27 protein-coding genes and 1 pseudogene are annotated in these 24750 nt (G+C 65.2%); 16 read left to right on the top strand and 12 right to left on the bottom strand.

What is annotated here, in order from left to right; all coding sequences use genetic code 11:
• Positions 1–11: 11 nt before the first annotated feature.
• Both ACLMAL_RS12160 and ACLMAL_RS12155 read right to left on the bottom strand, forming a co-directional pair.
• Entirely contained in the window at positions 12–1616 is a 1605-nt protein-coding gene (locus ACLMAL_RS12160) for an AMP-binding protein (RefSeq protein WP_411999157.1), read from the bottom strand.
• Between the two features lie 346 nt (positions 1617–1962).
• Positions 1963–2532 carry a TetR/AcrR family transcriptional regulator gene (locus tag ACLMAL_RS12155; RefSeq protein WP_411999156.1) on the bottom strand — a complete coding sequence of 190 codons (570 nt, stop codon included), beginning with the start codon at positions 2530–2532 and terminating at the stop codon, positions 1963–1965.
• Positions 2533–2852: 320 nt separating this feature from the next.
• Here ACLMAL_RS12155 and ACLMAL_RS12150 point away from each other — a divergent pair, with 320 nt between their 5' ends.
• On the top strand, positions 2853–3416 hold the full coding sequence (locus ACLMAL_RS12150) for a PadR family transcriptional regulator (RefSeq protein WP_411999155.1): 564 nt from the start codon (positions 2853–2855) through the stop codon (positions 3414–3416).
• A 270-nt stretch (positions 3417–3686) separates the two neighbouring features.
• Here the strand turns inward: ACLMAL_RS12150 and ACLMAL_RS12145 are convergent, their stop codons facing one another.
• Together ACLMAL_RS12145 and ACLMAL_RS12140 are read right to left on the bottom strand one after the other, a co-directional pair.
• Positions 3687–4094, bottom strand: coding sequence for a GMC oxidoreductase (locus ACLMAL_RS12145; RefSeq protein ID WP_411999154.1), 408 nt, complete (start codon positions 4092–4094; stop codon positions 3687–3689).
• Positions 4055–4171: pseudogene (locus ACLMAL_RS12140) on the bottom strand (hypothetical protein); the annotation flags it as partial. The gene ACLMAL_RS12145 and the pseudogene ACLMAL_RS12140, both read right to left, overlap by 40 nt.
• Before the next feature lie 167 nt (positions 4172–4338).
• Between ACLMAL_RS12140 and ACLMAL_RS12135 the strand changes: the two are divergent.
• A complete protein-coding gene (locus ACLMAL_RS12135; protein ID WP_411999153.1) occupies positions 4339–4911 on the top strand; it encodes an NADPH-dependent FMN reductase in 573 nt (190 codons plus the stop codon).
• A 178-nt stretch (positions 4912–5089) separates the two neighbouring features.
• Here ACLMAL_RS12135 and ACLMAL_RS12130 read toward each other — a convergent pair whose 3' ends face one another.
• Positions 5090–5368 (bottom strand): hypothetical protein, encoded by a 279-nt coding sequence (locus tag ACLMAL_RS12130; RefSeq protein WP_406239483.1) that lies wholly within the window; start codon positions 5366–5368, stop codon positions 5090–5092.
• 422 nt (positions 5369–5790) lie between these two features.
• Here ACLMAL_RS12130 and ACLMAL_RS12125 point away from each other — a divergent pair, with 422 nt between their 5' ends.
• Positions 5791–6642, top strand: a complete 852-nt coding sequence (locus ACLMAL_RS12125; protein WP_411999152.1) for an SAM-dependent methyltransferase — start codon at positions 5791–5793, stop codon at positions 6640–6642.
• Positions 6643–6644: 2 nt separating this feature from the next.
• Here the strand turns inward: ACLMAL_RS12125 and ACLMAL_RS12120 are convergent, their stop codons facing one another.
• Positions 6645–6863, bottom strand: coding sequence for a helix-turn-helix domain-containing protein (locus ACLMAL_RS12120; RefSeq protein WP_411999151.1), 219 nt, complete (start codon positions 6861–6863; stop codon positions 6645–6647).
• 26 nt (positions 6864–6889) lie between these two features.
• Here ACLMAL_RS12120 and ACLMAL_RS12115 point away from each other — a divergent pair, with 26 nt between their 5' ends.
• From ACLMAL_RS12115 to ACLMAL_RS12100, 4 genes are all read left to right on the top strand, one after another.
• A complete protein-coding gene (locus ACLMAL_RS12115) occupies positions 6890–7030 on the top strand; it encodes a hypothetical protein (RefSeq protein ID WP_411999150.1) in 141 nt (46 codons plus the stop codon).
• Between the two features lie 154 nt (positions 7031–7184).
• Positions 7185–7619, top strand: coding sequence for a MarR family winged helix-turn-helix transcriptional regulator (locus tag ACLMAL_RS12110; protein WP_411999149.1), 435 nt, complete (start codon positions 7185–7187; stop codon positions 7617–7619).
• Between the two features lie 31 nt (positions 7620–7650).
• Positions 7651–8073: an organic hydroperoxide resistance protein gene (locus ACLMAL_RS12105; protein WP_411999148.1), complete on the top strand. Its 423-nt coding sequence runs from the start codon at positions 7651–7653 to the stop codon at positions 8071–8073.
• Positions 8074–8075: 2 nt separating this feature from the next.
• A complete protein-coding gene (locus ACLMAL_RS12100) occupies positions 8076–9062 on the top strand; it encodes a zinc-binding dehydrogenase (protein ID WP_411999147.1) in 987 nt (328 codons plus the stop codon).
• Positions 9063–9065: 3 nt separating this feature from the next.
• On the opposite strand, the gene ACLMAL_RS12095 is transcribed toward ACLMAL_RS12100, so the two are convergent.
• A complete protein-coding gene (locus ACLMAL_RS12095) occupies positions 9066–10082 on the bottom strand; it encodes an NADP-dependent oxidoreductase (RefSeq protein WP_411999146.1) in 1017 nt (338 codons plus the stop codon).
• A gap of 239 nt (positions 10083–10321) precedes the next feature.
• Positions 10322–11080 carry a DeoR/GlpR family DNA-binding transcription regulator gene (locus tag ACLMAL_RS12090; protein WP_411999145.1) on the bottom strand — a complete coding sequence of 253 codons (759 nt, stop codon included), beginning with the start codon at positions 11078–11080 and terminating at the stop codon, positions 10322–10324.
• Between the two features lie 74 nt (positions 11081–11154).
• On the opposite strand from ACLMAL_RS12090, the gene ACLMAL_RS12085 reads away from it, so the two are divergent.
• A complete protein-coding gene (locus ACLMAL_RS12085; RefSeq protein WP_411999144.1) occupies positions 11155–12360 on the top strand; it encodes an MFS transporter in 1206 nt (401 codons plus the stop codon).
• Here ACLMAL_RS12085 and ACLMAL_RS12080 read toward each other — a convergent pair.
• Together ACLMAL_RS12080 and ACLMAL_RS12075 are read right to left on the bottom strand one after the other, a co-directional pair.
• The gene (locus tag ACLMAL_RS12080) at positions 12321–13376 is read right to left on the bottom strand and encodes a phosphotransferase family protein (RefSeq protein WP_411999143.1); all 1056 of its coding nucleotides are present in this window, start codon (positions 13374–13376) and stop codon (positions 12321–12323) included. The two genes, ACLMAL_RS12085 and ACLMAL_RS12080, sit on opposite strands and share 40 nt — an antisense overlap.
• On the bottom strand, positions 13373–14605 hold the full coding sequence (locus ACLMAL_RS12075; protein WP_411999142.1) for an acyl-CoA dehydrogenase family protein: 1233 nt from the start codon (positions 14603–14605) through the stop codon (positions 13373–13375). Before ACLMAL_RS12075 ends, ACLMAL_RS12080 begins: the two co-directional genes overlap by 4 nt.
• 123 nt (positions 14606–14728) lie before the next feature.
• On the opposite strand from ACLMAL_RS12075, the gene ACLMAL_RS12070 reads away from it, so the two are divergent.
• Together ACLMAL_RS12070 and ACLMAL_RS12065 are read left to right on the top strand one after the other, a co-directional pair.
• Positions 14729–16774, top strand: a complete 2046-nt coding sequence (locus ACLMAL_RS12070) for a M3 family metallopeptidase (RefSeq protein ID WP_411999141.1) — start codon at positions 14729–14731, stop codon at positions 16772–16774.
• Between the two features lie 395 nt (positions 16775–17169).
• Positions 17170–17979 carry a hypothetical protein gene (locus tag ACLMAL_RS12065; RefSeq protein WP_411999140.1) on the top strand — a complete coding sequence of 270 codons (810 nt, stop codon included), beginning with the start codon at positions 17170–17172 and terminating at the stop codon, positions 17977–17979.
• 123 nt (positions 17980–18102) lie between these two features.
• On the opposite strand, the gene ACLMAL_RS12060 is transcribed toward ACLMAL_RS12065, so the two are convergent.
• Both ACLMAL_RS12060 and ACLMAL_RS12055 read right to left on the bottom strand, forming a co-directional pair.
• Entirely contained in the window at positions 18103–18486 is a 384-nt protein-coding gene (locus tag ACLMAL_RS12060) for a hypothetical protein (RefSeq protein WP_411999139.1), read from the bottom strand.
• A gap of 227 nt (positions 18487–18713) precedes the next feature.
• Complete coding sequence (locus ACLMAL_RS12055) at positions 18714–19271, bottom strand: TetR/AcrR family transcriptional regulator (RefSeq protein WP_411999138.1); 558 nt, start codon at positions 19269–19271, stop codon at positions 18714–18716.
• Between the two features lie 125 nt (positions 19272–19396).
• On the opposite strand from ACLMAL_RS12055, the gene ACLMAL_RS12050 reads away from it, so the two are divergent.
• The 6 genes from ACLMAL_RS12050 (at position 19397) to ACLMAL_RS12025 (ending at position 24749) form a co-directional block, all read left to right on the top strand.
• Positions 19397–20752 (top strand): carotenoid oxygenase family protein, encoded by a 1356-nt coding sequence (locus ACLMAL_RS12050; protein ID WP_411999137.1) that lies wholly within the window; start codon positions 19397–19399, stop codon positions 20750–20752.
• Between the two features lie 137 nt (positions 20753–20889).
• The gene (locus ACLMAL_RS12045; RefSeq protein WP_411999136.1) at positions 20890–21480 is read left to right on the top strand and encodes a hypothetical protein; all 591 of its coding nucleotides are present in this window, start codon (positions 20890–20892) and stop codon (positions 21478–21480) included.
• A 361-nt stretch (positions 21481–21841) separates the two neighbouring features.
• Positions 21842–22498: a sigma-70 family RNA polymerase sigma factor gene (locus ACLMAL_RS12040; RefSeq protein WP_411999135.1), complete on the top strand. Its 657-nt coding sequence runs from the start codon at positions 21842–21844 to the stop codon at positions 22496–22498.
• Positions 22499–23134, top strand: coding sequence for an ABC transporter ATP-binding protein (locus tag ACLMAL_RS12035; protein ID WP_411999134.1), 636 nt, complete (start codon positions 22499–22501; stop codon positions 23132–23134).
• Positions 23131–23973 (top strand): metal ABC transporter permease, encoded by an 843-nt coding sequence (locus ACLMAL_RS12030; RefSeq protein ID WP_411999133.1) that lies wholly within the window; start codon positions 23131–23133, stop codon positions 23971–23973. The genes ACLMAL_RS12035 and ACLMAL_RS12030 overlap by 4 nt, the downstream gene beginning before the upstream one ends.
• Positions 23952–24749, top strand: a complete 798-nt coding sequence (locus tag ACLMAL_RS12025) for an ABC transporter substrate-binding protein (RefSeq protein ID WP_411999132.1) — start codon at positions 23952–23954, stop codon at positions 24747–24749. The genes ACLMAL_RS12030 and ACLMAL_RS12025 overlap by 22 nt, the downstream gene beginning before the upstream one ends.
• Position 24750: the final 1 nt, after the last annotated feature.

The following is a 24750-nucleotide window of genomic DNA, read 5'->3' as shown; positions in this document are numbered from 1 at the left end:
GCCTCGCCGAGTCACTTCACTTTCGCGCGCCGATCGGCTTCGCGAACGCGAAGATCCTTGCGGAGGATCTTGCCCGTCACCGACTTCGGTACGGCACTGAGGAATTCGACCAGCCGGATCTTCTTATGCGGTGCAACGCGGCCGGCGACGAAGGCGATCACGTGCTCTTCGTCGATGTCGGAGCCCGGCCTGCGCACCACGAATGCCTTGGGCATCTCGTCGCCGTTTTCATCGGTCACCCCGATCACCGCGGCGTCGGCGATCTCCGGGTGTGTCAGCAGTAGCGCCTCGAGTTCGGCCGGTGCCACCTGGTAGCCCTTGTACTTGATCAGTTCCTTGAGCCGGTCGACGATGTACACCACTCCGGCGCTGTCTACAACGGCGATGTCGCCGGTGTGCAGGAATCCCTCTTCGTCGAAGACCTCGGCGGTGGCCGCCTCATTGCCGAGGTAGCCAACCATGACATTCGGCCCTTTACAGCACAGTTCGCCCGGTTTGCTCAAACCCTCTGTCGGATAGTCGATTTCACTGCCGGTGACAATATCGACCAACTTGCATTCCAGATTCGGAAGCGTTATGCCTGCCGCGCCCAACGAGATGTCGTCGCGGTCGTAGGGGATGCCGTGGCTGACCGGGCTCATTTCGGTCATTCCATAGCCCTGGAGGACGCGACAGTCGAGCCGGTCCGCCACGGCCAGGCCGAGCTCGGCGTCCAGCGCCGCCGCGCCGGACATCACGACACGAACACTGGAGAGGTCGTACTCGTCGACCACAGGGCTCTTTGCCAATGCCAAGGCGATCGGCGGGGCAATGAACAGATAGGTGCAGCGTTGAGCAGCGGTGACGCGAAGGAATTCGGCAAAGTCGAACCTGGACATCGTCACCACACTGGCTCGATGCCACAAGGTGTAATTGAGTAGCATCGTCAGGCCATAGATATGGAAGAACGGCAGCACCGCCAGAACGCGCTCTTCGGCACCGAGACCTATCCACGACCCGAGCTGGCAGAGATTGGCCACCAGATTGCGATGGGTGAGCATGACGCCCTTCGGGTTTCCTGTCGTGCCCGACGAATACGGCAGGACGGCGAGGTGGGTTGCAGGGTCGAGACTCAGCTGAGGCGGTGCGGTTCCGTCGGCAAGCAGATCCGACAGGGACGGGCGGTCGGCGGCGCCGTCCAACACGATCACCCGTTCGGTCGGGATGCCGACCGAACGGGCTGCCGTGTCGGCCTGCGTCAGCAACGGTGAGACGGTGAACAGGAACCGCGCATTGGAGTCGGCGAGCTGTTTGGTGATCTCCTCTGCGGTGTAGAGGGCGTGCACCGTCGTCGCTGTGCCGCCTGCCCGAAGGATTCCGTACAGTACCGGCGCGAAGAACGGCGTATTCGGCACGTGCACCGCCACCACATCACCCGGTCGCAATCCCCGCGCGGCCAAGGCTCCCGCCACCGCATCGATCTGTGCGATCAACGTCCGGAACGAGATCGCGATCCCGGATTCGCCGTCGATCACCGCCGGCCGGTCCAGATCGGCTTCCGCGATCGCACTGAACAGGAACTCATTAAGGCTTACATCCGGGATCTCGACGTCAGGTTCGGGGCATCTAAAGCTCATGGCTTTTCCTCTTGGATCTGATATGCAACCGATTGGGCTGTGGTGTCACTCACATCACGGCTGAACATATCAGTGCAATCATCAATATTCAACTAGTTGATTAGGAACTGCAGCACCCATGGGTAGGCCGACATCGCATCGAAGCGGCCGGGTGATGCAGGGAAATCTCACGTAGGCGGACACAGCCCCGCTGACGTCGCACCCGCGCGTTGCCGCTGGTCGGCCGGAAGCTCAAATCCTCGGTCTCGGCCGATACTGCGGGAGCTTGGGGGAAGGCCACTCGAGGCTGACGATTCGATGACGAATCCTCTCGAGAATCGTGGGTCGATACTGCCCGATCCGGCGGTTAGTCCGCGTAGTCACCGGGGCAATCGAGGATTTCCGTAGCCCAGAGTTGGGGTATGGCGTTGGGGCCGGCGACCTGCATGGCGGCCATGACGGCGAACAGCATGCCGGTGGCGAGGAAACGGCGGGTGTCCTCAACGGATGCACCGGACAGCTCCCGGATGAGCTGATAGATGCGGCCGAACCGGTTTCGCACGTCGTCGCCGATCGCCGGATCCGAGCTGGCAGAGAAGCCGTGCAATTGAACGAGCAATAGTTCGCGATCGGCAAGGAACGCCGCATAGCCGGCGCCGAGGATGCGCAGGGCTTCTTGCGGGGTGATGTGGGGTCCGATCTGTCGCGCTTCGGCCCGGAAGATTTCCTCGATCCGGTCGCACACCCGGTCGGTGGCGGCGAGGAACAAATCGCGTTTCGTCCCGAACAGTCGGATCACATAGGGCTGGGAGACGCCGGCGAGCCTGGCTATCTCATCGGTCTTCGTTGCCGCGTAACCGGATTCGGCGAATGCGGCGACGGCGGCCTGTAGCACCTGCTCGCCGCGTTCGCTTGCGGACATCCGAACCCTGGTCATGCTCGCCATGGTTCGCCTTCCTATCTCACCCCCTTTTGTCTCGCTCGACCCCCATGGTGGTGATTCAGTTCGACGGGACACATCCCCACCTATCTGCAGACGTGAACCCGATACGCGCCTACTCCCACACATGCGCATGGTTGGCCGCCTGCGTCCGCCGACTCTCGCACGTGGCCGACGTGGTCCACACTTCACCGAAGGGCGCATCTCGATGAGTCAACTTGTTGATTAAGTGCTAACGACAGTAGATGAAGCGGTGGGGGTTGTCCAGAGTCTCATAATCAAAGCGTTGAATAGTCACCAGTGGATATAATGGCGACATGTCGTTGCGCAACGCAGTGTTAGCCGCACTCCTCGAGGGCGAATCATCCGGGTACGACCTGTCCAAAGGCTTCGACGCCTCGGTGGCCAATTTCTGGATGGCCACCCCGCAGCAGCTCTATCGCGAACTCGACCGCATGGCAGCCGACGGGCTGATCCAATACCGCACGGTCGAGCAGGAACGCCGCCCCAACAAGCGCCTCTACTCACTCACCGACGCGGGCTACCAAGCTCTGCACGACTTCACCGCGAAGCGACCCAAACCACCAGCGATCCGCGAAGAACTACTGGTCAAGGTCCAGGCTCTCGACAGCGGCGACATTCAAGCCGTCCGCAACTCCGTCGCCGAACGACTCGAATGGGCAAGAGCGAAAGTTGCCCGCTACGAACGACTGCGCGACTGCCTTCTCGACGGACACACGGAAGAAGATCATCTCGCGCACGCCGAACGCATCGGCCCCTTCCTCACGCTGATGCGAGGAATCATGTTCGAGGAAGAAAATATCCGCTGGGCCGAACGAACCCTGTCCATCATCGACCAGCGGACCCACATCCGCGCCTGAAATCGGTGGCGATCCCCCACCCGCCCATCGATGTCGAGCCACCGATTCCGCGCCGTTCGGCTCGCCGGTTGCGCGGCCCGCTCGAACAAAGGGCCAGGTCCGGAAGATGTCCGGACCTGGCCGTTTGCATTGAGAAACTTCTTCGATGCCCAAGAGCGAAGCTACTGCCGCAAAACGCCTGCGGATCGGTGAGCGTCTCGACCGGGAACACCCTGCGGGCCTCCCGGCTCGACGGTCCGCGGGGCCGCGGTTCGGGCAGGCCGCGGGATGTCAGTGCAGATCATTGGCGACGATTGTGGCCATGTTCCGCTCGGCGAGCGCGGTGATCGTGACGAATGGGTTGACGCCGATGCTGCCGGGAACGAGTGATCCGTCGATGACATACAGGCCGGGGTAGCCGGGAAGTCTGCCGTAGTTGTCGGTGGCCTGGTTGAGCAGGCAGCCACCGAGCGGGTGGTAGACGAAGTCGTCGCCCCAGGTCTTGTAGACCGCCGAACAGGTCGGTTCGATAGATCGTTCCCTGTTTGGTATTGATCGTGTCGAACACCCGCTTCGCAGCGTCGATCGACGGCTGGGTATGTGGCCTGCCAGGAGAGGTCGACCTTCCCGGTCGAAGAGTTGTACGTGAACCGAGCGCGGTTGGGGTTCTTGGTGATCGCGAGGTAGAGACTGATCCACAACTCGGTGCCAGCAGGAAACGGGGAAATCTCAGCGAACACAGGCCCGTTCGAGTCCGCCCAGTTGTCGATGCCCATCACCGGGATGCATGACTCCAGGGAACCGGTGGCATCCCATGCCTGGTTGGCTCGGCCGCCGCTGTGAAGTGCTACGTTGTCCGTGCACTCTCGTCGAAACCGCCGCGCGTCGACGACGCCTGGCGCTCCGTACAGCACCGGACATCCCGCTGGTCAGGAGGCAACACGTGAGTACCTACACGGTCGGCTACATTATCGGCAGTCTGTCCAAGGAATCCATCAACCAGATCCTGTCCAAGGCCCTGATCCGGCTGGCGCCACCACAGCTGACGTTCACCGAGATTCCTATCAAGGATCTGCCGCTGTACAACCACGACTACGACGTCGACTACCCGCCGGAGGGCCGCGCACTCAAGGCGGCCATCACCGCCGTCGACGCCGTGCTGTTCGTGACACCGGAATACAACCGCTCGATCCCGGGCGCACTGAAGAACGCCATCGACTGGGCCAGCCGCCCGTGGGGCGACAACTCGTTCACACTTAAGCCGTCCGCCGTCATCGGCGCCTCGCCGGGCAAGCTCGGCACCGCGATTGCCCAGCTGAGTCTGCGCAGCGTCCTGGGTTACTGCAATTCCCCGCAGATGAATTCCCCGGAGGCCTACATCCAGTTCCACCCGGACGTCTTCACCCCTGACGGCGATGTCCTCGACAACTCGACGAAGCAGTTCCTCACCGGGTTCATGGCGGATTTCGGCACCTTTATCGCCCGCGTCCACAGCGTGGTCCCCCAGCTCGGCTGACCGATCCGCCCGGCGGTGGTGCTACAAGTCCAGGGCGATCACCGACTAGGAAAATTCTTGTGCCGCAAGCAATTTGAACAAGCGTCCACTCTTGCCGTTGCCGTCCTGTCGCACCACGTAAAAGGTTCGACCACGCGCCGGCAATGCCGCGGCGCGTGGTCGACAGCGTCCCGCTCGGCTAGCCGATCACCGAATTCATGATCGTGCCCGCACTCGTCGCGACGGCACCGCCCGCCATGGCGCTGGCGATCATCTTCGGCGACTGCAGGTTACCGCCGTTCCACTTTTCCCAAGCGAAGCGGCCGCCGCCGTAGGTGATCGCGGTGATCCCGGACAACTGGATCATCCAGGTGAAGTAGCGACCCATTTGCAACAGCTTCTCCGCCATCGGCGGCGCCTCCGGTGTCGGATTGCTGACCTCTGCGAGAACGGTGTCGTGCAGCGCAGCGAGAATCATGCTCACTTTTCAGGCTCCTATCGCATGCCGGGGTGATGCTGCAGAAGGAAGAGTCGGAGGTACTCCGAAACGAGATGCGCCGCCGAGAAATGCCTCGGATCACCGGCGCGGCGGCACTATCTGTGGCCGTCGACGCGGCAGTCGGATGCCATGTCGTGTCCCACTTTCCGCTCGTTTGCTGAAAGAAAACTCCGTGACCTGATCAATTCAACCTCATCAAGATCACCTAGCTGGGGCGACACACCGAGTGTACTGTGACTCGCCGCACAGCGTGCCCCCTTTACCGCCCTTGCGGCGACACCCTGGATCCGGAGTCCGTCCAGCGCAATTGCCCATGCCAGGCGTTCGCCAGGCATATCCTGAGCGGAAAATTCGCGGTAGGGAGTCGCTGCACGATGGCGGCTCCGTGGAGGGAAATCGTTATGCCGGACAGCCAGGATCAGACCATTACCGGATTGCCGACCAAGATCGACACGAGCGTCGCACACGAGGCGCGCGTCTACGATTACTGGCTCGGCGGCAAGGACAACTATCCGGCCGACCGAGCCCTCGGGGACGCGATCGCCTCCCATATCCCCGCCATCTGCAGCATGGCCCGTGCCAATCGGGCTTTTCTCGGCCGAGCCGTGCGCTATCTCGTCGGCGAGGCGGGCATCAACCAGTTCCTCGATATCGGCACCGGCATCCCGACCGCGGGCAATACGCACGAAGTCGCGCAGCGTCTCGATCCCGCGGCACGCGTGGTCTATGTCGACAACGACCCCATCGTCCTCGCACACGCCAGGGCACTGATGTCGAGCACACAGGAGGGTAAGACCGCGTTCATCCACGCGGACCTGCACGACCCGACATCCATCCTCGCCGATCCCGCCCGCACCGCGACCCTCGACTTCGACCGCCCGGTCGCAATCATGCTGGTCGCGATCATGATGTATTTCCGCGACACCGACGACCCGCACGGAGTGATCGGCACCCTGCTCGACGCCGCCCCCTCCGGCAGCTACCTCGTCATCACCCACCCCACCGCCGATTTCGATGCCCGCGCCATGGCCCGCGTAGTGCACTCCGCGCAACAAGCGGGCATCACCTTCCACCCCCGCAGCGGCGCGGAAACCGAGGGACTATTCGCCGGAACAGAGCTCATCGAACCGGGCGTGGTTCCCGTCGTCACCTGGCGACCGGAACTGACCGGCCACCTACCCACGGGGCCGGCGCAGACACCTGTCGACCCCGAATCCGCCTGGTACTGGGCCGGTATCGGCCGCAAGCCCTGACATCACGTGCCGTACACAGCTGCGGAACCGACCGGCGGCGGCGCGGCGGAACCGCTGAGCACAGGGAGCGCCTGTACCGCGGCCCCGAGATCGAGCACGGCCTGCGGGTCGCCGAGCAATCGCACGGTCAGCTCCTCGACACGGCGGATCCGATATCGAACGGTATTGGCGTGCACATACAGTCGGCGGCCGGCTTCGCCGGCCGAACCGGATGCACTCATGCCGGCCTGAAGCTGAGCGACCTGCGGTGCAACGCTATCGGGACGCAGGGCTGACCGGCCTCACCTACCGCATTTATCCCGACGCCCGGCACGAGATCCTCAACGAGCTCAACCGCGACGAGGTCGAAGCAGATCTCGTCGAATGGATCGCACAGGTCACCGGCTGACACCCTCGATTCGGGTCGAGGGCCGACGAGTTCGGCAGGGGTAGCGGCGCAATGACCGCCTCCCCCGGCAGTTGCCGACCACGAGTAGTGGCTGTGACACGAAGCACCACCTAATAGGTTGTGCACAACCTAATTGCCCACTACCGTTATGGGCATGACCGAGCACCTCACCCTCGACGAGCAGATCTGCTTTCCGCTGTACGCGGCGTCACGGGCGATGACCGCGGTCTACCGCCCACGGCTCGAACGCCTGGGCCTGACCTACCCGCAGTACCTGGTGATGCTGGCACTGTGGGAGCGCGACGACCGCAGCGTCGGCGATCTCTGCGATGCACTCGCCCTCGACTCCGGAACCCTGTCACCGCTGCTCAAGCGGCTGGAGGCGGCAGGGTTGGTGGCACGGCGGCGGTCTGCCGTCGACGAACGTCGCGTCGATGTCCAGCTGACCGCGCGTGGCCGCGCGTTGCGGGCCGAGGCCGTCGCGATCCCGGCCGGCATGGCCGAGGCCGCGGGCCTGACCATGGACGAACTCGCGACACTGCGCGAAATCCTGCGGCGCATGACCGATTCGCTGCTTTCGCATCTCTGAGCTGTCCCATTCCGATCGAAGGAGAACAGGCATGAAGATCCTCTACACCGCTGAGGCACTCGCCACCGGCGACGGGCGCGACGGGCACGCCCGCAGCACCGACGGCAAGATCGATGTGAACCTGTCGATCCCCAAGGAAATGGGCGGCAACGGCGAGGGCACCAATCCCGAACAGCTGTTCGCGGCGGGCTATGCGGCCTGCTTCCACTCGGCACTGCGCCTTGTTGCCAAGCAGACCAACGCGAATGTCGACGACTCCGCGGTCGGCGCGAAGGTAAGCATCGGCCCGAACGAGGCGGGCGGCTTCGAGCTCGCGGTCACCCTCGAGATCTCGCTGCCACACCTGACCACCGACGCGGCGCAGGCGCTGGCCGACAAGGCCCACCAGGTGTGCCCGTACTCCAACGCGACCCGGGGCAATATCGCCGTTGCCGTCGTCGTCGCGGAGGACTGATCATGCGCGCCGTAGTCATCGAGCAGTTCGGCGAACCGAAAGATGTACTGACCGCCGCACAACGGCCGACGCCGGAACCCGGCGCCGGTGAAGTGCGGCTCGAGCTGATCCTCGCGCCGATTCATAATCACGATCTGGCTATCGTGCGCGGGGTGTACGGCTACAAGCCGACGCTGCCCGCGATACCGGGCACCGAAGCCGTTGGCCGGATCGACGCGCTCGGACCAGGCGTGACCGGTCTCGAAATCGGTCAGCGCGTCAGCGTTTCCGGCATTCACGCAGCATGGGCCGAGTTCTTCGTCGCCAGGGCCACACAGGTGGTCCCGCTGCCCGATACCGTCTCCGACGAAACCGCCGCACAGCTGCTGGCGATGCCGCTCAGCGCGTTGATGCTGCTGGAAGATCTGCAGGTATCGCCCGGCGATTGGATTGCTGTCAATGCCGCCAACGGCGCGGTCGGCCGTCTGGTGAATGTGCTTGCGCGGCAACGGGGCATCCACGTGCTGAATCTGGTGCGCGGGCCCGCGTCGGTGCAGGCGTTGCAGGGGTTGGGTTTCGATCCGATAGTCGACACCGAAACCGATGATTGGGCCGAGCGTGCCGCCGAATCCACGTCGGGCGCACCGATTGTCCGCGCGGTGGACCAGGTCGGCGGCCGCGCAGCCGATGCACTGTTGTCGCTGCTCGCGCCGAACGGTGAGCTGATCTCCTTCGGTGCGCTGTCCGGACAGCCGCTGATCATCAATCCGGGCGCGATGATCTTCAAACAGGCTGTGGTCAAAGGCTTTTGGGGTTCCAAGCGGGCCGAGAACACCAGCGCGGACGATATGCGCCGACTGATCGGCGAATTGGTCGGGATGGCGGCAGGCGGGGCTTTGCGCCTGGACGTCGAGGCCGTGTATCCGTTGGAAGCCGCGGCGGATGCGGCGGCGGCCAGCGAAACCCCTGGACGGAGCGCGAAGATCGCACTGTCGCCCGCGCCGGTGTAGCCGCTACCCGACTCGCACCACGACCTTGCCGAAGTTGCGGCCCTCGAGCATGCCGATGAACGCTTCAGGAGCATGCTCGAGGCCTTCGACCTGGTCCTCGCGATAGCGGACCCGACCGTCGGCGATCCAGCCGGACATGTCGCGAAGAAAGTCTGTGAACATCTCCTTCACGAACTCGCTCTGGATGAATCCGCGAACGGTGAGGCTCTTGGTCAGAATTCGGCCGTAGAAGCCGGGCAGTCGATCCGGCCCTTCCGGCACGCCGGACGCGTTGTAGTTGGCGATGAGACCGCAGACCGGTACGCGCGCATAGGTATTCAGCAGGGGAAAGACCGCATCGGCCACTGCACCCCCGACATTTTCGAAGTAGACATCGATGCCGTCCGGCACGGCCGCCTGTAGTTGCTCCACGAAGTCCGGCGCTCGGTGGTCGATGGCGGCGTCGAAGCCGAGCTCGTCGCGCACGTACGCACACTTCTGCGGCCCACCGGCTATCCCCACCACCCGAGCGCCCTTGATCCGGGCGATCTGACCGACCGCCGACCCGACCGGCCCGCTCGCGGCGGCGACCACCACGGTCTCCCCCGGCCTCGGCTGACCGATCTTCAACAACCCCGAATACGCCGTGAATCCCGGCATCCCCAGCACACCGAGCGCCGTCGAGACCGGCACTGCGTCCGGATCCAGCTTGCGTACGCTGCCCGCCGGCGCGATATCATGGGACTGCCAGCCCGAATAGGCCAGCACCACATCACCTTTCGCGAGCGCGGGATCGCGCGACTCGATGACCTCGGCGACCGTGCCGCCAACCATCACCCCGCCCACCTCGACCGGCGGCGCATAGGACTTCGCCGCACTCATCCGCCCACGCATGTACGGATCAAGCGACAAGTACAGCGTCCGCAACAGCACCTCGCCCTCGCGCGGGGCGGGCAGTTCCACCGTCTCGGTACGAAAGTTCGCCGGGGTCGGTGCACCCACCGGACGGGACGCAAGCACGATTCTCGTCGATTCGACCATGCCGTTCACCCTAGTGGGACGCAGCCTCGACAGGGTCTGTTCAACGCCCACATCAGACCGTATGGAGGCGAGACAGCCGCCTGATCGCAACCGCCCGAGCAGCGTCCACCCGCGGTTCGGGCAGGCCGAGCGAAGGCCGACACAACACCATGCCGGGAGTCGCTCCGTCCAGGCACACCCGGTTTCAGTTCGGGCGGGTGGACAACCAGCGAGTAGTACCGCATTACACGGTGCGACGCTCACACCTTTCGGACAATGACGCCCGCGTCGGTCAGCGCTGCGGTCTCGTCGGCGTCTGCCGACTCATCGGTGACCACGGCGTGCAGGGCGGAGGCCGGGGCGACGAAAGCGAGGGCGGTTCGGGAGAGTTTGGTGGATTCGGCAACGGCAATGACGCGCCGCGACGAAGCGATGGCGGCGCGCTTGACGGCCGCATCGTCGAGGTCGTAGGCGGTCAGGCCGTCGGCGGCGGTCAGGCCGCAGCAGCCGAGAACGGCGGTGTCGAAACGCAACGCCGCCAACGACGCTAGAGCCAGCGGGCCGGTCATCGCCAGTTCTCCCGGCCGCGGCTTGCCTCCGGGCACCAGCAGGGTCAACATCGGTGCCGCAGTCAGTGCATTCACCGCATGCAGAGACAGCGGCAGTACCGTCAGCCGCCGGTGGTCGAGCACCCGGGCCACCTCGGGACATGTGGTGCCGCTGTCGATCACGACGGATTCACCGTCGGCGATCAGCTCGGCGACTTCGGCGGCAATGCGCTGCTTTATCGCCAGGCCCTCGTATGCGCGCAACGCGAAAGGCGGCTCGTCGCCGCGCAGCAATAGACTTCGAGCCCCGCCGCGATATCGCTCCAGGACACCTTGGCCTGCCAAAGTCTCCAGGTCACGCCGGATGGTCATTTCGGAGGCGCCGGTGAGTTCGGCCAACTCCACCACCCCGAGCCGGCCCGCTCGGCGCACGGCGTCGGTGATCCGTTGCAGTCGATCAGTGCTGGACACACTCACGATTGAACAGAATTCATGTTCGAAAGTCAACATTACGAACACAGATGATGTGCGATATGTTCGAATGCATGCACAGATCGCTACCGGCCGGGCGGATGGCCACCTTCGCGTACTTCGCGTTGAACGGGTTCATCATCGGCATGTGGGTCGTCCACATCCCCGCCATCGAGCACCGAGTCAGCATCACGCATGCCGTCCTCGGCTGGCTGCTACTGCTGCTCGGCGCGGGCGCCTTCGCCGGCATGCAGGTCGCGGGCCCACTCGCCGACCGCTTCGGCGCCCGCGTCGTTGTTCCGGTCAGCGCGGCACTGTGCAGTGCAACCCTGGTCCTGCCGGGGTCGGCCACGAACGTCTGGATCTTGGGAGCGGCGCTGCTGGCACTCGGGTTCGGCAACGGCTGTCTCGATGTCGCCATGAACGCCCACGCTGTCCAGGTCGAGCACGGCTATCAACGTCCGGTCATGTCCGCATTCCATGCCACCTACTCACTCGGTGGCGTCGTCGCCGCGCTGATCGGCGCGCGCGCACTCAGCTGGGATCGGCACCCGGCGGCAACCCTCGCGACGGCGGCACTGGTCGGCGTCATAGTCGCCGCACTAGCCGCTCCCGCGCTATTGCGACCCGAAATCCGGCACACCCCTGAGGCTTTCGCATCGGACATGCCGCGCAGCACGCCTCGGCGCATCTGGCTGCTCGCTGCACTCGCCCTCATGCTCATGCTTTGCGAAGGCGTGGCCAACGACTGGAGCGCGCTGCATGCCCGAGATGCCCTGGCGGCACCCACCGCCACCGCCGCCCTCGCCTACGGCGCGTTCGCGACCGCCATGACCGTCGGCAGGATGCTCGCCGACCGAGTCGCCGCGCGCTTCGGGCCGACGGCCGTCCTGCGGGCCGGCGCATCCGTGGCCGCGCTCGGCCTCGCCGCAGTGGCACTGTCGCCGTGGATTGCGCTGACCCTGACTGGATGGACAGTGTTCGGCGCCGGACTGTCCGGCTGCATTCCCCAACTCTTCAGCGCGGCAGGCCATGCCGACCGAAATGCTGCCGGCGCCAATGTCGCCCGGGTAGCCGGCCTCGGCTACCTCGGTGTGCTGGCAGGGCCCGCCGTCATCGGCCCTCTGACGCACTTCGTGCCGCTCGGACTTGCTTTCTTCCTACCGGTGGCGTTCTGTCTGATTGCCGCCGCCTCGGCCGGAATCCTGCAGGCCGAGCCCGTGGTGGGTGCGCCTCGAACTCATGCACCCATGGCCTCTTTGCAGCGCCACTCCAAGTAACCGACGAACATCCAGTAGTCCTTGAACACCGGGTTGTGGGTGCCGCCGTCGTGGAAGCGCCGGTGTAGCTGTTGGATGATGCCCGCAAGCCGGAAGATGCCGTACACCTCGTAGAAGGTCCACTTGTCCACCGGCAGACCGGTTGTGCGCGAGTAGTAGTCGATGATCTCGGCTCGGGTCAGCATGCCGGGCACATGGGTCGGCTGGCGTCGGAGTTGCTGGATGAAGTCGTCGTCATCGGCTTGCACCCAGTAGGTCAGCGTGGCGCCCAGCTCCATCAGCGGGTCGCCGAGGGTGGCCATTTCCCAATCCAGGATGCCGAGCACATCCAGATCGTCATCGAAGACGATGTTGTCGAACCGATAGTCGTTATGGATCAGGCAGGTTCCTACATCGTCGGGCTGATTGGCCGACAACCAAGCCATGACCTCTTCGAAGTCGGGCACGTTCTCGGTGCGCGCCTTGCGGTAACGATCCGACCAGCCCTCGATCTGCCTGCGCACATACCCGGAGCCCTTACCGAGGTCGGTCAGCCCGACCGCCTCGATGTCCACCTGGTGCAGCTCGATCAGTTTGTCGATCATGTCGATACACAAGCCGCGCAACGCAGCGGGCCCGAGTTCGAGTTCGGCGGGGATGTCGCGGCGCAGGATGAGGCCCTCGAACTTTTCCATCACATAGAAGTCCGAGCCGATCACCGACTCGTCGGCACAGAACGCCACCATCGTCGGTACATACGGGAATGCCGGCTTCAGACCGCTCTGCACGCGGAACTCGCGGTGCATATCGTGCGCCGATGCCGCGCGATGCCCACCCGGCGGCCTGCGCAGGATCAGCTCCCGGTCCGGGTAGGACAGTTGGTAGGTCAAATTCGATGCGCCACCGGGGAATTGGCGCACGATCGGAGTTCCGACCAACCCATTCACTTGCGTCGAGAGCCAGTCGTGCACGGCCGCGACATCGAAGGCGTCCTCGTCGCGGACCGCGCCCGCGGTGTCGATGAGCTCCTCTTTCATCGGTCGAGCGTCTTGTACTTCGCGAGCTCGATCCGCGAGACGACGCCGAGGTGCACCTCGTCAGGCCCATCCGCCAGCCGCAGCGACCGTGCGCCCGCGAGTGCTCCGGCCAGTGGGAAGTCGTTGGTCAGGCCGCCGGCACCGTGCAATTGGATCGCCATGTCGATCACCTCGTAGGCCATGCTCGGCACCGACGCCTTGATCTGCGAAAGCTCCGAAAGTGCACCGAAAGCGCCCTCGGTGTCCAGCAGCCAGGCGGTGTGCAGGACCTGCAGTCGCGCCTGATTGATCGCGATCCGCGCGCGGGCGATCCGTTCCCGATTTCCGCCGAGGTTGACCAGGGGCTTGCCGAACGCAGTGCGCTCCATAGCGCGCCGGATGCCGATCTCCAGTGCGCGTTCGGCGAGCCCGATGGTACGCATGCAGTGGTGGATGCGCCCGGGGCCGAGGCGGCCCTGCGCGATCTCGAAACCCTTTCCGAGACCGGCGATCACGTTCTCACGCGGCACGCGCACATTATCGAAATTGACCTCGCCGTGCCCGTAGGGCTCGTCGTGGTAGCCGAACACCTCGAGCATCCGCTCGATTTTCATGCCCGGTGTGCCGACCGGCACGATCACCATGGAGTGCCTGGCATGCCGGTGCGCCTCGGGGTCGGTCAGGCCCATGAAGATCACGAACTTGCAGTTCGGATGGCCGATGCCGGTGGAGAACCATTTATGGCCGTTGATGATGATGTCGCCGCCGTCCGGGACCGCGGTGGCAGCCATGTTGGTGGCGTCGGAGGAGGCTACCTCCGGCTCGGTCATACAGAACGCGGACCGGATCTCCCCCGCCAGCAGCGGATCCAGCCACTCACGCTGCTGAGCCTCGCTGCCGTAGTGCACCAGCACCTCGGCGTTGCCGGTGTCGGGCGCATTGCAGTTGAAGACTTCCGGGGCGATGAGATGGCGTCCCATCAACTCGGCCAGCGGCGCATACTCCACATTGCTGAGCCCCGCGCCCTGTCCGGTCGCCTCGGAGTACGCCTTGGGCAGGAAAAAGTTCCAGAGACCCTGTTCACGCGCCTTGGTCTTCAGCTCCTCGATAACAGGAAGGACCACCCACGGGTTGTCCAACTCCCGCAACGTCCGCAGATACTGCTCCTCGACCGGCTCGATCTCCTCGGCGATGAAGTCGGCCACCTTGCCGTGATACTCGGCCGCGCGCGGCGATGCTGCGAAGTCCATGATCCGACACTATGCACTTACTGACCGCTGTTCAATAGCCCGCACGCGGCCCGGCCGGCCGCGGGCGGTGCGGGGAGGTGAACCCCTGACGAGCCCACGCTGTCCCGGCATAAGGTTTCCACTATGACGAGCAATCCGTTCTTCGAGCGCAGCACGCTTCCCTACCAGTTGCCTCCGTTCGCCGAGATCGGCGAGGAGCACTACCTGCCTGCGTTCGAGTGCGGCATGGTGGAGCAGCTGGCCGAGATCGCCGCCATCACGTCCCTCGATGCGGAACCCACGTTCGCCGATACCGTGGTCGCGCTGGAGCGTTCGGGGGAATTGCTCACCAGGGTGACCAACGTCTTCTTCAATATCGCAAGCTCGGACTCCAGTGCGGGCACCGACGCGATCGAGGCCGAGATCTCTCCGAAGCTGGCCGCGCACCGCGACGCCATCTATCTCGACCCCGCGCTCTTCGCCCGGATCGAATCGCTGTATCGACGGCGCGACGAGCTCGGCCTTGACGCCGAGGAACTGCGGCTGCTCGAGCAGTACCACATCCGGTTCGTCCGGGCGGGCGCCCGACTGGATGCCGCGGGACAGGTCCGTTTGCGTGAGCTCAACGCCGAACTTGCCGCGGCGGCAACCGAATTCGGGCAGAACAACTTGGCCGCCACCAATGCAGCTGCGCTGGTCGTCGAGACCGCGGAAGAATTGACTGGGCTCGGGCCCGTGGCGGTGGCCGCCGCGGCCGAGAACGCTCGTTCACTCGGACGCGAGGGGGCGTGGGCGTTGAGCCTGCAGAACTTCTCCAACCAATCCGTGCTCGCCGAACTGGCCGACCGAAACGTGCGGCAGCGGGTGATGGCGGCCTCGCTGGGTCGCGGTGTAGGCGAGGACGGCCGCAACGGACGCGTCGCCGTCCGGATCGCCGCCCTGCGGGCCGAGCGCGCGGCACTGCTCGGCTACTCCGACCACGCGGCGTACGCGGTCGAGGACCAGACCGCGAAGACCCCCGAGGCGGTCGAGGAGATGTTGGGCCGGTTGGTTCCGCCCGCAGTGGTCAACGCGGAGCGGGAGGCGGGCGAGTTAGTGACCGCGATGCTGGCCCGGGGTGCCGAACCCGAGCTGCGCTCGTGGGACTGGCAGTTCTGGTCGGAAAAGGTTCGGGCCGAACGGTTCTCGGTGGACGCCGAGGCGCTGCGCCCCTATTTCGAGCTCGATCGGGTGTTGCGCGACGGTGTGTTCTTCGCCGCCGAGCAGGTCTACGGGATCACCCTGCGCGAACGCACGGATTTGATCGGCTACCACCCGGAGGTCCGGGTCTTCGAGGTATTCGACGCGGACGGCAGCGCGCTCGGCCTGTTCCTCGGCGACTTCTTCGCCCGGCCGTCCAAGCGCGGCGGAGCCTGGATGAACGCACTCGTCAGCCAATCTCGGCTCCTGGGAACACAGCCGGTGGTGGTCAACAACCTCAACATCGTGAAACCACCCGCGGGCGAGCCCGCGCTGCTCACCTGGGACAACGTCAGGACCCTCTTCCACGAGTTCGGCCACGCACTGCACGGACTGTTCTCCGACGTGCACTACCCGTTCTTCTCCGGCACCGAAGTACCGCGCGACTTCGTGGAGTTCCCGTCACAAGTGAACGAAATGTGGATGGCTCGCCCGGAAATACTGGCCAACTACGCCAAGCACATCGACACCGGCGAACCGATGCCCACCGAACTCGTCGAACGCATGGCGGCGGCAGAACGATTCGGCGAAGGCTTCCGCACCGTCGAGTATCTCGGCGCGGCACTGCTGGACTGGACATGGCACCGCGCGCCCGGACCCGATGCGCTGGCGGGCGTGGAGGCCGAAACCTTCGAGGAGGAGGCGCTCCGCAAAGCGGGCCTCGCAATGGAGACGATCCCACCGCGATACCGGACAGGCTACTTCGCACATATCTTCTCGGGCGGTTATGCGGCAGGCTACTACTCCTACATCTGGAGCGAAGTGCTCGACGCGGACACCGTCGAGTGGTTCAACGACGGTGCCGCCTCGACCCGCGACAAAGGCGAGGCGTTCCGTCGCGAACTGCTCTCCCGCGGTGGGTCGGTCGACCCGCTCGAGGCATTCGCGTCCTTCCGGGGCCGCGCACCGGAGATCGAGCCACTCCTGGTTCGACGGGGACTGGTCGATTGAGAGGGCCTCGTGCCACCGCACCCGCTACGCGCTCGACATAGCAAACCAATTGGACGTCACTACCCGTGGGTGCGGGACCGATTCGGGCTTCTGGCAAGCGGATTCGCCGAGATGGTTTCCGCCACCGAGCCCGCGACGCCGACGAACCAACTCATGCTCGTGATGGAGGGCGTTCAAGCCACCGTGCAGCATTCGGTGCGACCGGACCGGACACCCGCGCCCGCGGACTGGTCGAGCCATGCTCCCCCGCTGGGGCACGGGTGGATCGGCGGCCTCGGTCGCCGATCGGGGCAGGTCGACCGGCGCAAATATCTTCGGGTCCTTCGATACAGATCCGGACGACCCCTGGCTACGAATGCGATAGAAACCAATCGCTAGCCAGAATGAGGAGATTCATGGGCTTACATCATCACCGGACTCCGGTCCGTCCGTTCGCTGCCCGCGCGGCTTCGTTCTTTGTCGTCGGCGCACTTCCCCTGTCCCTCGCCGTGATCGGCGCCGCTCCCGCCGGCGCCGATCGGCAATCGCCTGCCGATGCGGCGATCGTGCAGACGCCGTACGGACAGGTGACCATCGGTGATCCCCTCGCGTTCGCCGCAGGATCGTTCGCTGCCCGCAGCACGAACGCACTCGTCGCGACACCCGTTGCCGATACCGTCGATCCGGCGGTGCCCCCTGCGTCGGATGGCACCGCTCCTGCTCAGCCGGTGGCACCGGCCGAGGCATTGAACAACCGCATCCGCATCGGCGACGTCGAGATCGACCGACCCGAGTGGCTGAATTCCGAGCAAGGTCAGCAGATCAACGATGCGGCCAAGGGCACGCAAGCCGCCTTGGCGCAGGGCCTCACTTCGGCGGGAATCGAGCCTGCGCGTTCTGATCGAATCGCGGAGCACGTTATCGGCAGCACCGCGGTCGGCACTGCGGTCGGAGCCAGCGCCGGCTCCATGATCGCCAGTCCGATCGCCTTCAGCGGTGCGATCATCGGTGCACTCGCGGGCGCCGTCGCCGGGCTGCCGTTCGCGCCGGCAGGCCTCCTGGTCGTACCAGTAATAGGTGCTGCGATGGGCTACGCAATGGTAGCGGCGCCCTTCATCGCAATCGGCGCGGCCGTCGGCGCAGTGGCCGGCGCGGGCGTCGGCGCAGTCATCGGCGCCGTAGACCCGCAACCAGCCCCCGGCCCACAGCAGGCAGACCTGGCCTGATGCATTGCCGCCACTCGACTCTACGAGTGGCGGACCAGATCGTGACCGGCACGCACACCGCAGTCCTGCAATGGTGTTCGTGCCGGTTGCGGTCAGATCAGGTTCCGGGTAAGTACCAAGCGGTCAGCACCAGCTCGCCATGGGCGGGCACACGGTCCAGCCGCTGCCGTCAGGCCGCGCCATCGGCGTCCAACTCTGGGATCCCGCGTTGGAACCGGTGACGTTCTCGGTCGGCTGTTGCCGATTCTGCCGTTGGTGGTACTCGCGGAGATTCTGCTGATGCTCGTTCTGCCGCAGGGGGTTGGCGTCGACGTGGTTGTAACCGTAGGGGTCGATCTTGTGCCTGCCGACCGAGTCGCCGCCGCCATCGGCATTGCGACCGCTGCTCGAGTGGTCCGCGCGCGCCCCGGGGTCCGCTGCCGCACCACCGGACGCAACCACCGTTCCCGCAGCGAAAGCTCCGACGATCAAGGCGACCGTCTTCTCCCTCGACCCACCTCGCTTCATGGCCTCTTTGCCTTTCTGCTCCGATGTGCGCTGGTCGCCGTCCAACAGCAATCTATCTACTGAGATAGATAGTAGATGACAATCCCGAGAAGTTTCAGCACCGCAGGAGTACATGGCAACAACGGTGAATAATCACGTAGTCAGATACGTAGATTCACTGCCGTCGAGCAGACCGAACGAGAGCTTGCATCCATTCGTTTCCAAACTCGGGCGCTACCTCCCGGCGTTCACGCTTTCTCGTCACCGGCGGCCGCAATGGCGCGTAATCCGCGTAGCACTTGTTCCGCGTCGGGCGCACGCGACGGATCGACGAGATGCTGGACCATCACCCCGGTGATCAAGGCAAGTTCCACCGAACCCGCTTCGCGAGCGTCAGCACCGGCATGTGACACAAAGCCGCCGAGCATCTCGCGGGCAGCCTCCTGGCCATCGGACAACTGAGCACGCAGGTCGTCGGAACGGATGGCCTGCACAGCCAGCTCCAGGTTCGCGGTCCACATTGCGCGATTGTCGGCGAAGGATTCGATCAGCGCGTCCCAGATGAGACGAATCCGTTGAGCGGGTAGGGCATCGGCCGGTACGAGCTGCCGAATCTCCTCCATCGCATCGCCGGACATCGCCAGCATCGCAATGTTGAGCAGGGCTTCCTTCGAACCGAAGTGGTAGCCGATCGAGGCAAGGTTGGCACCGGAGGCCGCCACGATATCGCGGGCCGTTGTGCGAGCGTAGCCACGCTCGATGAGGCAGCGCTTGGCGCCGTCCAGCAGATCCTCGCGGTGTCCCATCCCGCAATCCTAGCCGCCCCTATGACGAGCGTTTCATACAAACGTCACAAACATCTGTTCTATACAAATGTATAGAACAGATGTACTATCGAGGCCGTACCGATCCGACCGACCGAAGGGGTCCCATGACCGACAACCGTTATGTCCGAGGCAATTTCGCGCCCGTGACCGAAGAGATCACGGTCCACGATCTGCCGGTGACCGGTCGAATACCACCGGAACTGAACGGCCGGTACCTCCGTATCGGCCCGAATCCACTCGGCCTCGAAGATGCTTCGGCCCACATTTGGACGCTGGGCGAAGGCATGGTCCACGGGGTGCGGCTGCGTGATGGCCGCGCCGAGTGGTATCGAAACCGTTGGGTGCGTTCGACTTCGGTAGCCGATCGGCTCGGCGAGCCGCGCCGCGGCGTACCCGTGGACGATCAGCTGGATTTCGCACCCAACGTCCAGGTCGCCGGCCACGGCGGTCGCACCTATGCCCTCCTCGAGGGCGGCATCCGCCCGTATGAACTCACCTACGAGCTCGACACCGTCGGCCCCTCCGACCTGGGCGCCACTCCGGAAGGCTTCGCCGCCAACGCCCACAGCAAATACGAGCCGAGCACCGGGCTACTGCACACACTGACGTTCCGTTACGGCGCGGACTTCGTGCAGCACATCGAGATCGGCCGAACCGGCGAGGTCCAGCAGGTGACCAACATTTCGACCCCGTCCATGCCGTATATGCACGACTTCGCGCTCACCGAAAACTACGTGCTGATCTACGAGTCACCCTTGATCTTCACGATGGACAGAATCGCCACCGGCGTGCCCTTCGCCTGGAACCCGGCACTCGGGTCCCGGATCGGCGTGCTGCGCCGCTCCGACGGTGCTGTTCGCTGGCTCGAACTGGCACCTGGCAGTGTCGGTCACACCCTCAACGCCTTCGAAGACGACGGGTCGATCGTCGTCGACGTGATCGTGCATCCGAACGAGTACGAGCTGACCGATATCGGTGGGAGCCGTCCGGTGCTGGAACGCTGGACCGTCGACCTGTCGATCGGGAAAGTGCGCCAAGACCTTCTGCACGACCGCCCACAAGACTTCCCGCGCATGAACGGCCGCTTCGCCGGACGCCCGTATCGGTACGGGTATTCCGCGGTCACCGAGCTCTACGCCACTCCGAGCACGATCGATGCCGACCGTCCGGACGCGGGATTCAGCAACGCGCTGCTCAAACATGATCTACGCGACGGCACCACCGAAGCACACGAATTCGGTCGCGACAGCGCCGTCGGCGAGACCGTCTTCGTTCCCGCCGCCGACTCGAGTGCAGAAGACGACGGCTACACCATGGCCTACGTCCACGACCCCGATCGCGGTGCTTGCGACCTCGTCATCCTTGCCGCGCAAGACTTCACCGGTGATCCGGTCGCCCGCATCCACCTGCCCACCCGAGTCCCGCTGGGACTCCACGGCAACTGGATTCCCGACTTGTGACATGCCACCCGACGACGCCGAACGCACCGCCGATCGACCGTTCATCCAGGTGATGGGCTCGGGCCCACCGCCGTCACACGCCATCTGGTGAGCCGATCGCGGCCCTCCCGACGCTGAGCCGCCGGGAGGATGGGAATATGGGCGGTGCTATGAATCATTCGCCCGCATCCCCGATTACGCGGGCGACGCGTGCCGCGATGTTCGCGGCGATCGGAGTGCTGCTGTCGGCGGTCGGGCACGCCGAGGTGTCGGGGCATGGTGTGTCGGCTTCCGCGCTGATTCTCGCGTTCGCTGCTACCGGTTCGGTCGCGTGGGCGGCGGCCGATCGGCAGCGCGGGATTGTCGCCATCGGCGGTGGGCTGCTGGTGATGCAGGTGGCACTACATCTGTGGTTCGGGGTTCCCGCGGTATCGGGCGGTCACGGCGCATCGCATGCCGTCACATCCGAACTTGCCGGTGCACAGACTGATTCGCTGATCATGATGGCCGCGCACGGCGTCGCCGCGCTGGTCTGTGCGGTGTGGTTGTGGTTGGGCGAGAGAGCATTGTTCGCGCTGTTGGCCGCGCTGTACGCGCGGATGCTTGCGCCGCTGCTGCTGCTCGTCCATACGGCCGTGGCGGAGGCGGGGTCCGGGGTTCCGATCGCCGTCGACCGGGGTGCGCCGCCGCGCAGTGTCCTGTTGCGTTATGTGATGGCCCGGCGCGGGCCGCCCGTCGGGATGGTCTAGGTCTGAGAGTTCGTCCCGAGCAGCCGGAATGGTTCCGGCGCAGTGACGTGGGGTCCAGCGGCCGACAATCCGGTCGGCGCACTATCGGTCCCGCGGACACGAGTGGCGGACGCAGCCGCCGTATCCTCCTCGCCCGACCCGGGCGGTGGCTATGGCGCGCCTCCCGGTCAGCGGCCGTCCTTCGCCCGTGCACCCGTTGGTGCGCCGAGGCATAGTGTGCGGCCGGTCTTTTCGACGCCGCCTCGTGTGGCGTCGCCGAACCGAGATTCTGTGAAATGCATTCGATGCCCTCACCGCTGCGACGTAGCGGTAGTTCCTTGTTCCTCGCCGCCGGTCGGAGATACCGAAATGGGAGCCGGTCATGTCCGACGAACAGCTGACGGCGCTGGCGCTGGCGGCCGGCAACGGTGACCGTCGCGCCTTGGAGGAATTCATCCGCTCGACCCAACGTGACGTGTGGCGATTCGTCGCGCACCTCACCGATATCCAGTCCGCAGACGACCTCACTCAGGAAACCTTTCTGCGCGCCATCGGCAGTCTGCCCAGGTTCGCAGGCCGATCCACCGCGAGAACCTGGCTGTTGTCCATCGCAAGGCGGGTGGTCGTCGACCGATTCCGCAGCGCGGCGGCCCGGCCGAAGAACGCGCAACTCGACGACTGGCAATTGGCCCTCGATCAGCGCCGCGATCACGAAATACCCGATTTTCCAGAGGAAATGGTGATCGCCGATCTGCTGCGCGGCCTGCCCGAGCAGCGCCGCGAGGCTTTCGTCCTCACCCAGGTGCTCGGCCTGTCCTACGCAGAGGCGGCACAGACGGTGGGGTGCCCGGTGGGCACGATCCGGTCCAGAGTCGCGCGGGCTCGGGAAACCCTGATCACCCTGTGGCTGGCGGTGGACGAGCCCGCTGCATGCCCCGAAGGCGATGTCGCGGAACCGATCGGCGCGCAGTTCCGACTACTGCCGCGGGCCCAATCGCGGCGCGCGCCGGGCGCGGAGATACTGACGGAGGTGGTGTGAATGGGCGGGTTGGACCTGCGATTGAAGGGTGTGTCCTGCCGCCACGGCCGTGTCGAAGTCGTCAGCGATATCGATCTCGATGTCCCTGCCGGGCAGCGGGTTGCCTTGACGGGCACCAACGGTTCGGGCAAGACGACGTTGTTGCGCGGGGTGCTCGGACTGCACGCGGTGGTTCGGGGCGAGGTCATGGTCGGTGGGCGCGGCGGGCACAGCGCCGCCGAGCAGACGTGGCGGCGGCGGGCCTGCGCGTGGATCCCACAACGGCCTGCCGCGGGCCGTTTCCCTTTGCTGGCAGGTGAATTGCTGGCCAGCTCGGGCAGCCGCGGTGCGGCCGAAGCCATGGCGGACCGTCTCGGGGTCGGTGCCCTCATAGACCGTCCCCTCGACACGCTCTCGGGCGGACAATTGCAACGCATGCACCTGTCTCGCGCGGTCGGTTGTGTGGCGACGGGCGCAGGTGTCGTGCTCGCCGACGAACCAACGGCCGCACTGGATTTCGCCGGGCAAGAGGAAGCCGCGGACGTCCTTGCCGAACTTCCGGTGACACTCGTGGTCGTCACCCACGACAGGGCACTGGCGCGGCGGTGCGACCGAGTGCTCGAAATGGCCGCGGGCCGGTTGCGGGAGGTGTCGTGAACGGACCCGCTCAGCTGGCCGACCTCCTCGGGATGGCGTCGGTACAGCGCGCTGGGGTTGCATTGTTGGTCGGGTCGGTCGGATTACCGGTGATCGGAGTGGTGATCGTCGGGCTCGACATCATTCCGGTGCGGTTCGCGATGATGCATGTCGCGCTGCTCGGCGCCGCGATCGGCATGCTGACCGGCCTGGATCCGGCGCTGTGCGGGCTTGTCGCCTGTGCGGTGGCAGGGGCGGGGATCAGCCCGTTGGCCCGCACGCCGGAAAGCCTGTCCGGGGCAATGGGTTTGCTGATGAGTCTGGCAATCGCGGCGGCGCTGCTGGTGCTCTCCATTGCCGGGGTGAATGCGTCGGCGGCGTTCTCGCTGCTGTGGGGTTCCATTCTCGCAGTGCGGGTGCAGGACGTGCTGGTGCTCGCGGCGCTGGCCGTGGTTGTGCCAGCGCTGTTCTGGTGGCGGCGTCGCGATCTGGCACTGCTGCTGCACGATCGGGAGCTCGCGCTGGTCTCTGGTGTGCCGGTGCGGCGGCTCACCCTCGTGTTACTGGTGCTGGTTGCGGTCGCGGTGGCCGGCGGAATTCGGCTCACCGGAGCGCTGCTGGTCGATGCGCTCACCCTGCTCCCGGCACTGGCCGCGCGCCGACTGGGGCATTCGCTCACCGCGATCATCTGCTGGGCCATCGGCATCGGCATCACTGTCAACCTGATCGGTTTCCTGGTGGCGCTGGCTCTCGACCTGCCGCCCGGACCGGTTCTGGTCCTCGCCGCGGGGGCAGCCGCTCTTGCGGCTCATCTCATTCCCGAACGGAGAAACACCTCATGGCACGCTTCCGTGCACTGACCAATGGCCGCGTATCGGCCGCCGCCCTCGCGCTCAGCGTAGGTGTGCTGTTGAGCGGCTGTTCCGGTACCGACGACAAACACGACGCCGAACACCATCCGACCGTGGTGGCGACCACCGCGTGGGAGGCCGGATTCGCCAAGGCCGCAGGTATCGACGACGTGCAGGTCATCGTGCCCACCTCCGTACACCACGCACCCGACTACGACCCCAAGCCGTCCGACCTGAACGCCGTGGCCGAGGCCGACTTCGTGCTGTACGCGCCGTTCGAGCCGTTCGCAGCGAAGATCAAGGAGGCTGCGGGCTCGCGTGCGAAGCTGATCGAGGTGAATCTCGACAACTCCGCGGACAAGGTAACCGCTCAGGTGCAGGCGCTCGGCAAGGAGTTCGGCACCGCATCGGCGGCCGAATCCTGGACCTCGGCCTTCATCGCCGAATACGACAGGCTCGGCAAGGAGGTTCGGGCGACGTGGCCGGGTGGCAAGCAGCCGACCGTTGTCGCGCAGGTCTTTTCGACCTGGGCGGCTCAGTTGGCCGGGGCACAAGTGGTGGGCACCTACGGGCCGGAGGCAGTGACTCCCGGTCAACTCGCCGGGCTCGCCGCGAAGAAGCCGGACTTCGTGCTCGACAACGCGCACATGTCCAGCGGGACTGCGCTGCCGGATTCCGGAGCAAAGCAGGTCTCGATCGTCAACTTCCCCGGCCAGGACTACGACCTGCTGGGCGTGTACCGCAATGCGGAAGTCGCGCTGAAGAAGGCGATGTCCGGCTCCTGAA

The sequence above is a fragment of the Nocardia sp. CWNU-33 genome (assembly GCF_046764895.1).
In the GTDB taxonomy this organism is placed as follows: domain Bacteria; phylum Actinomycetota; class Actinomycetes; order Mycobacteriales; family Mycobacteriaceae; genus Nocardia.
The sequence above is the reverse complement of the archived record's forward strand: the minus strand, read 5'-3'. Positions and strand labels throughout refer to the sequence as shown.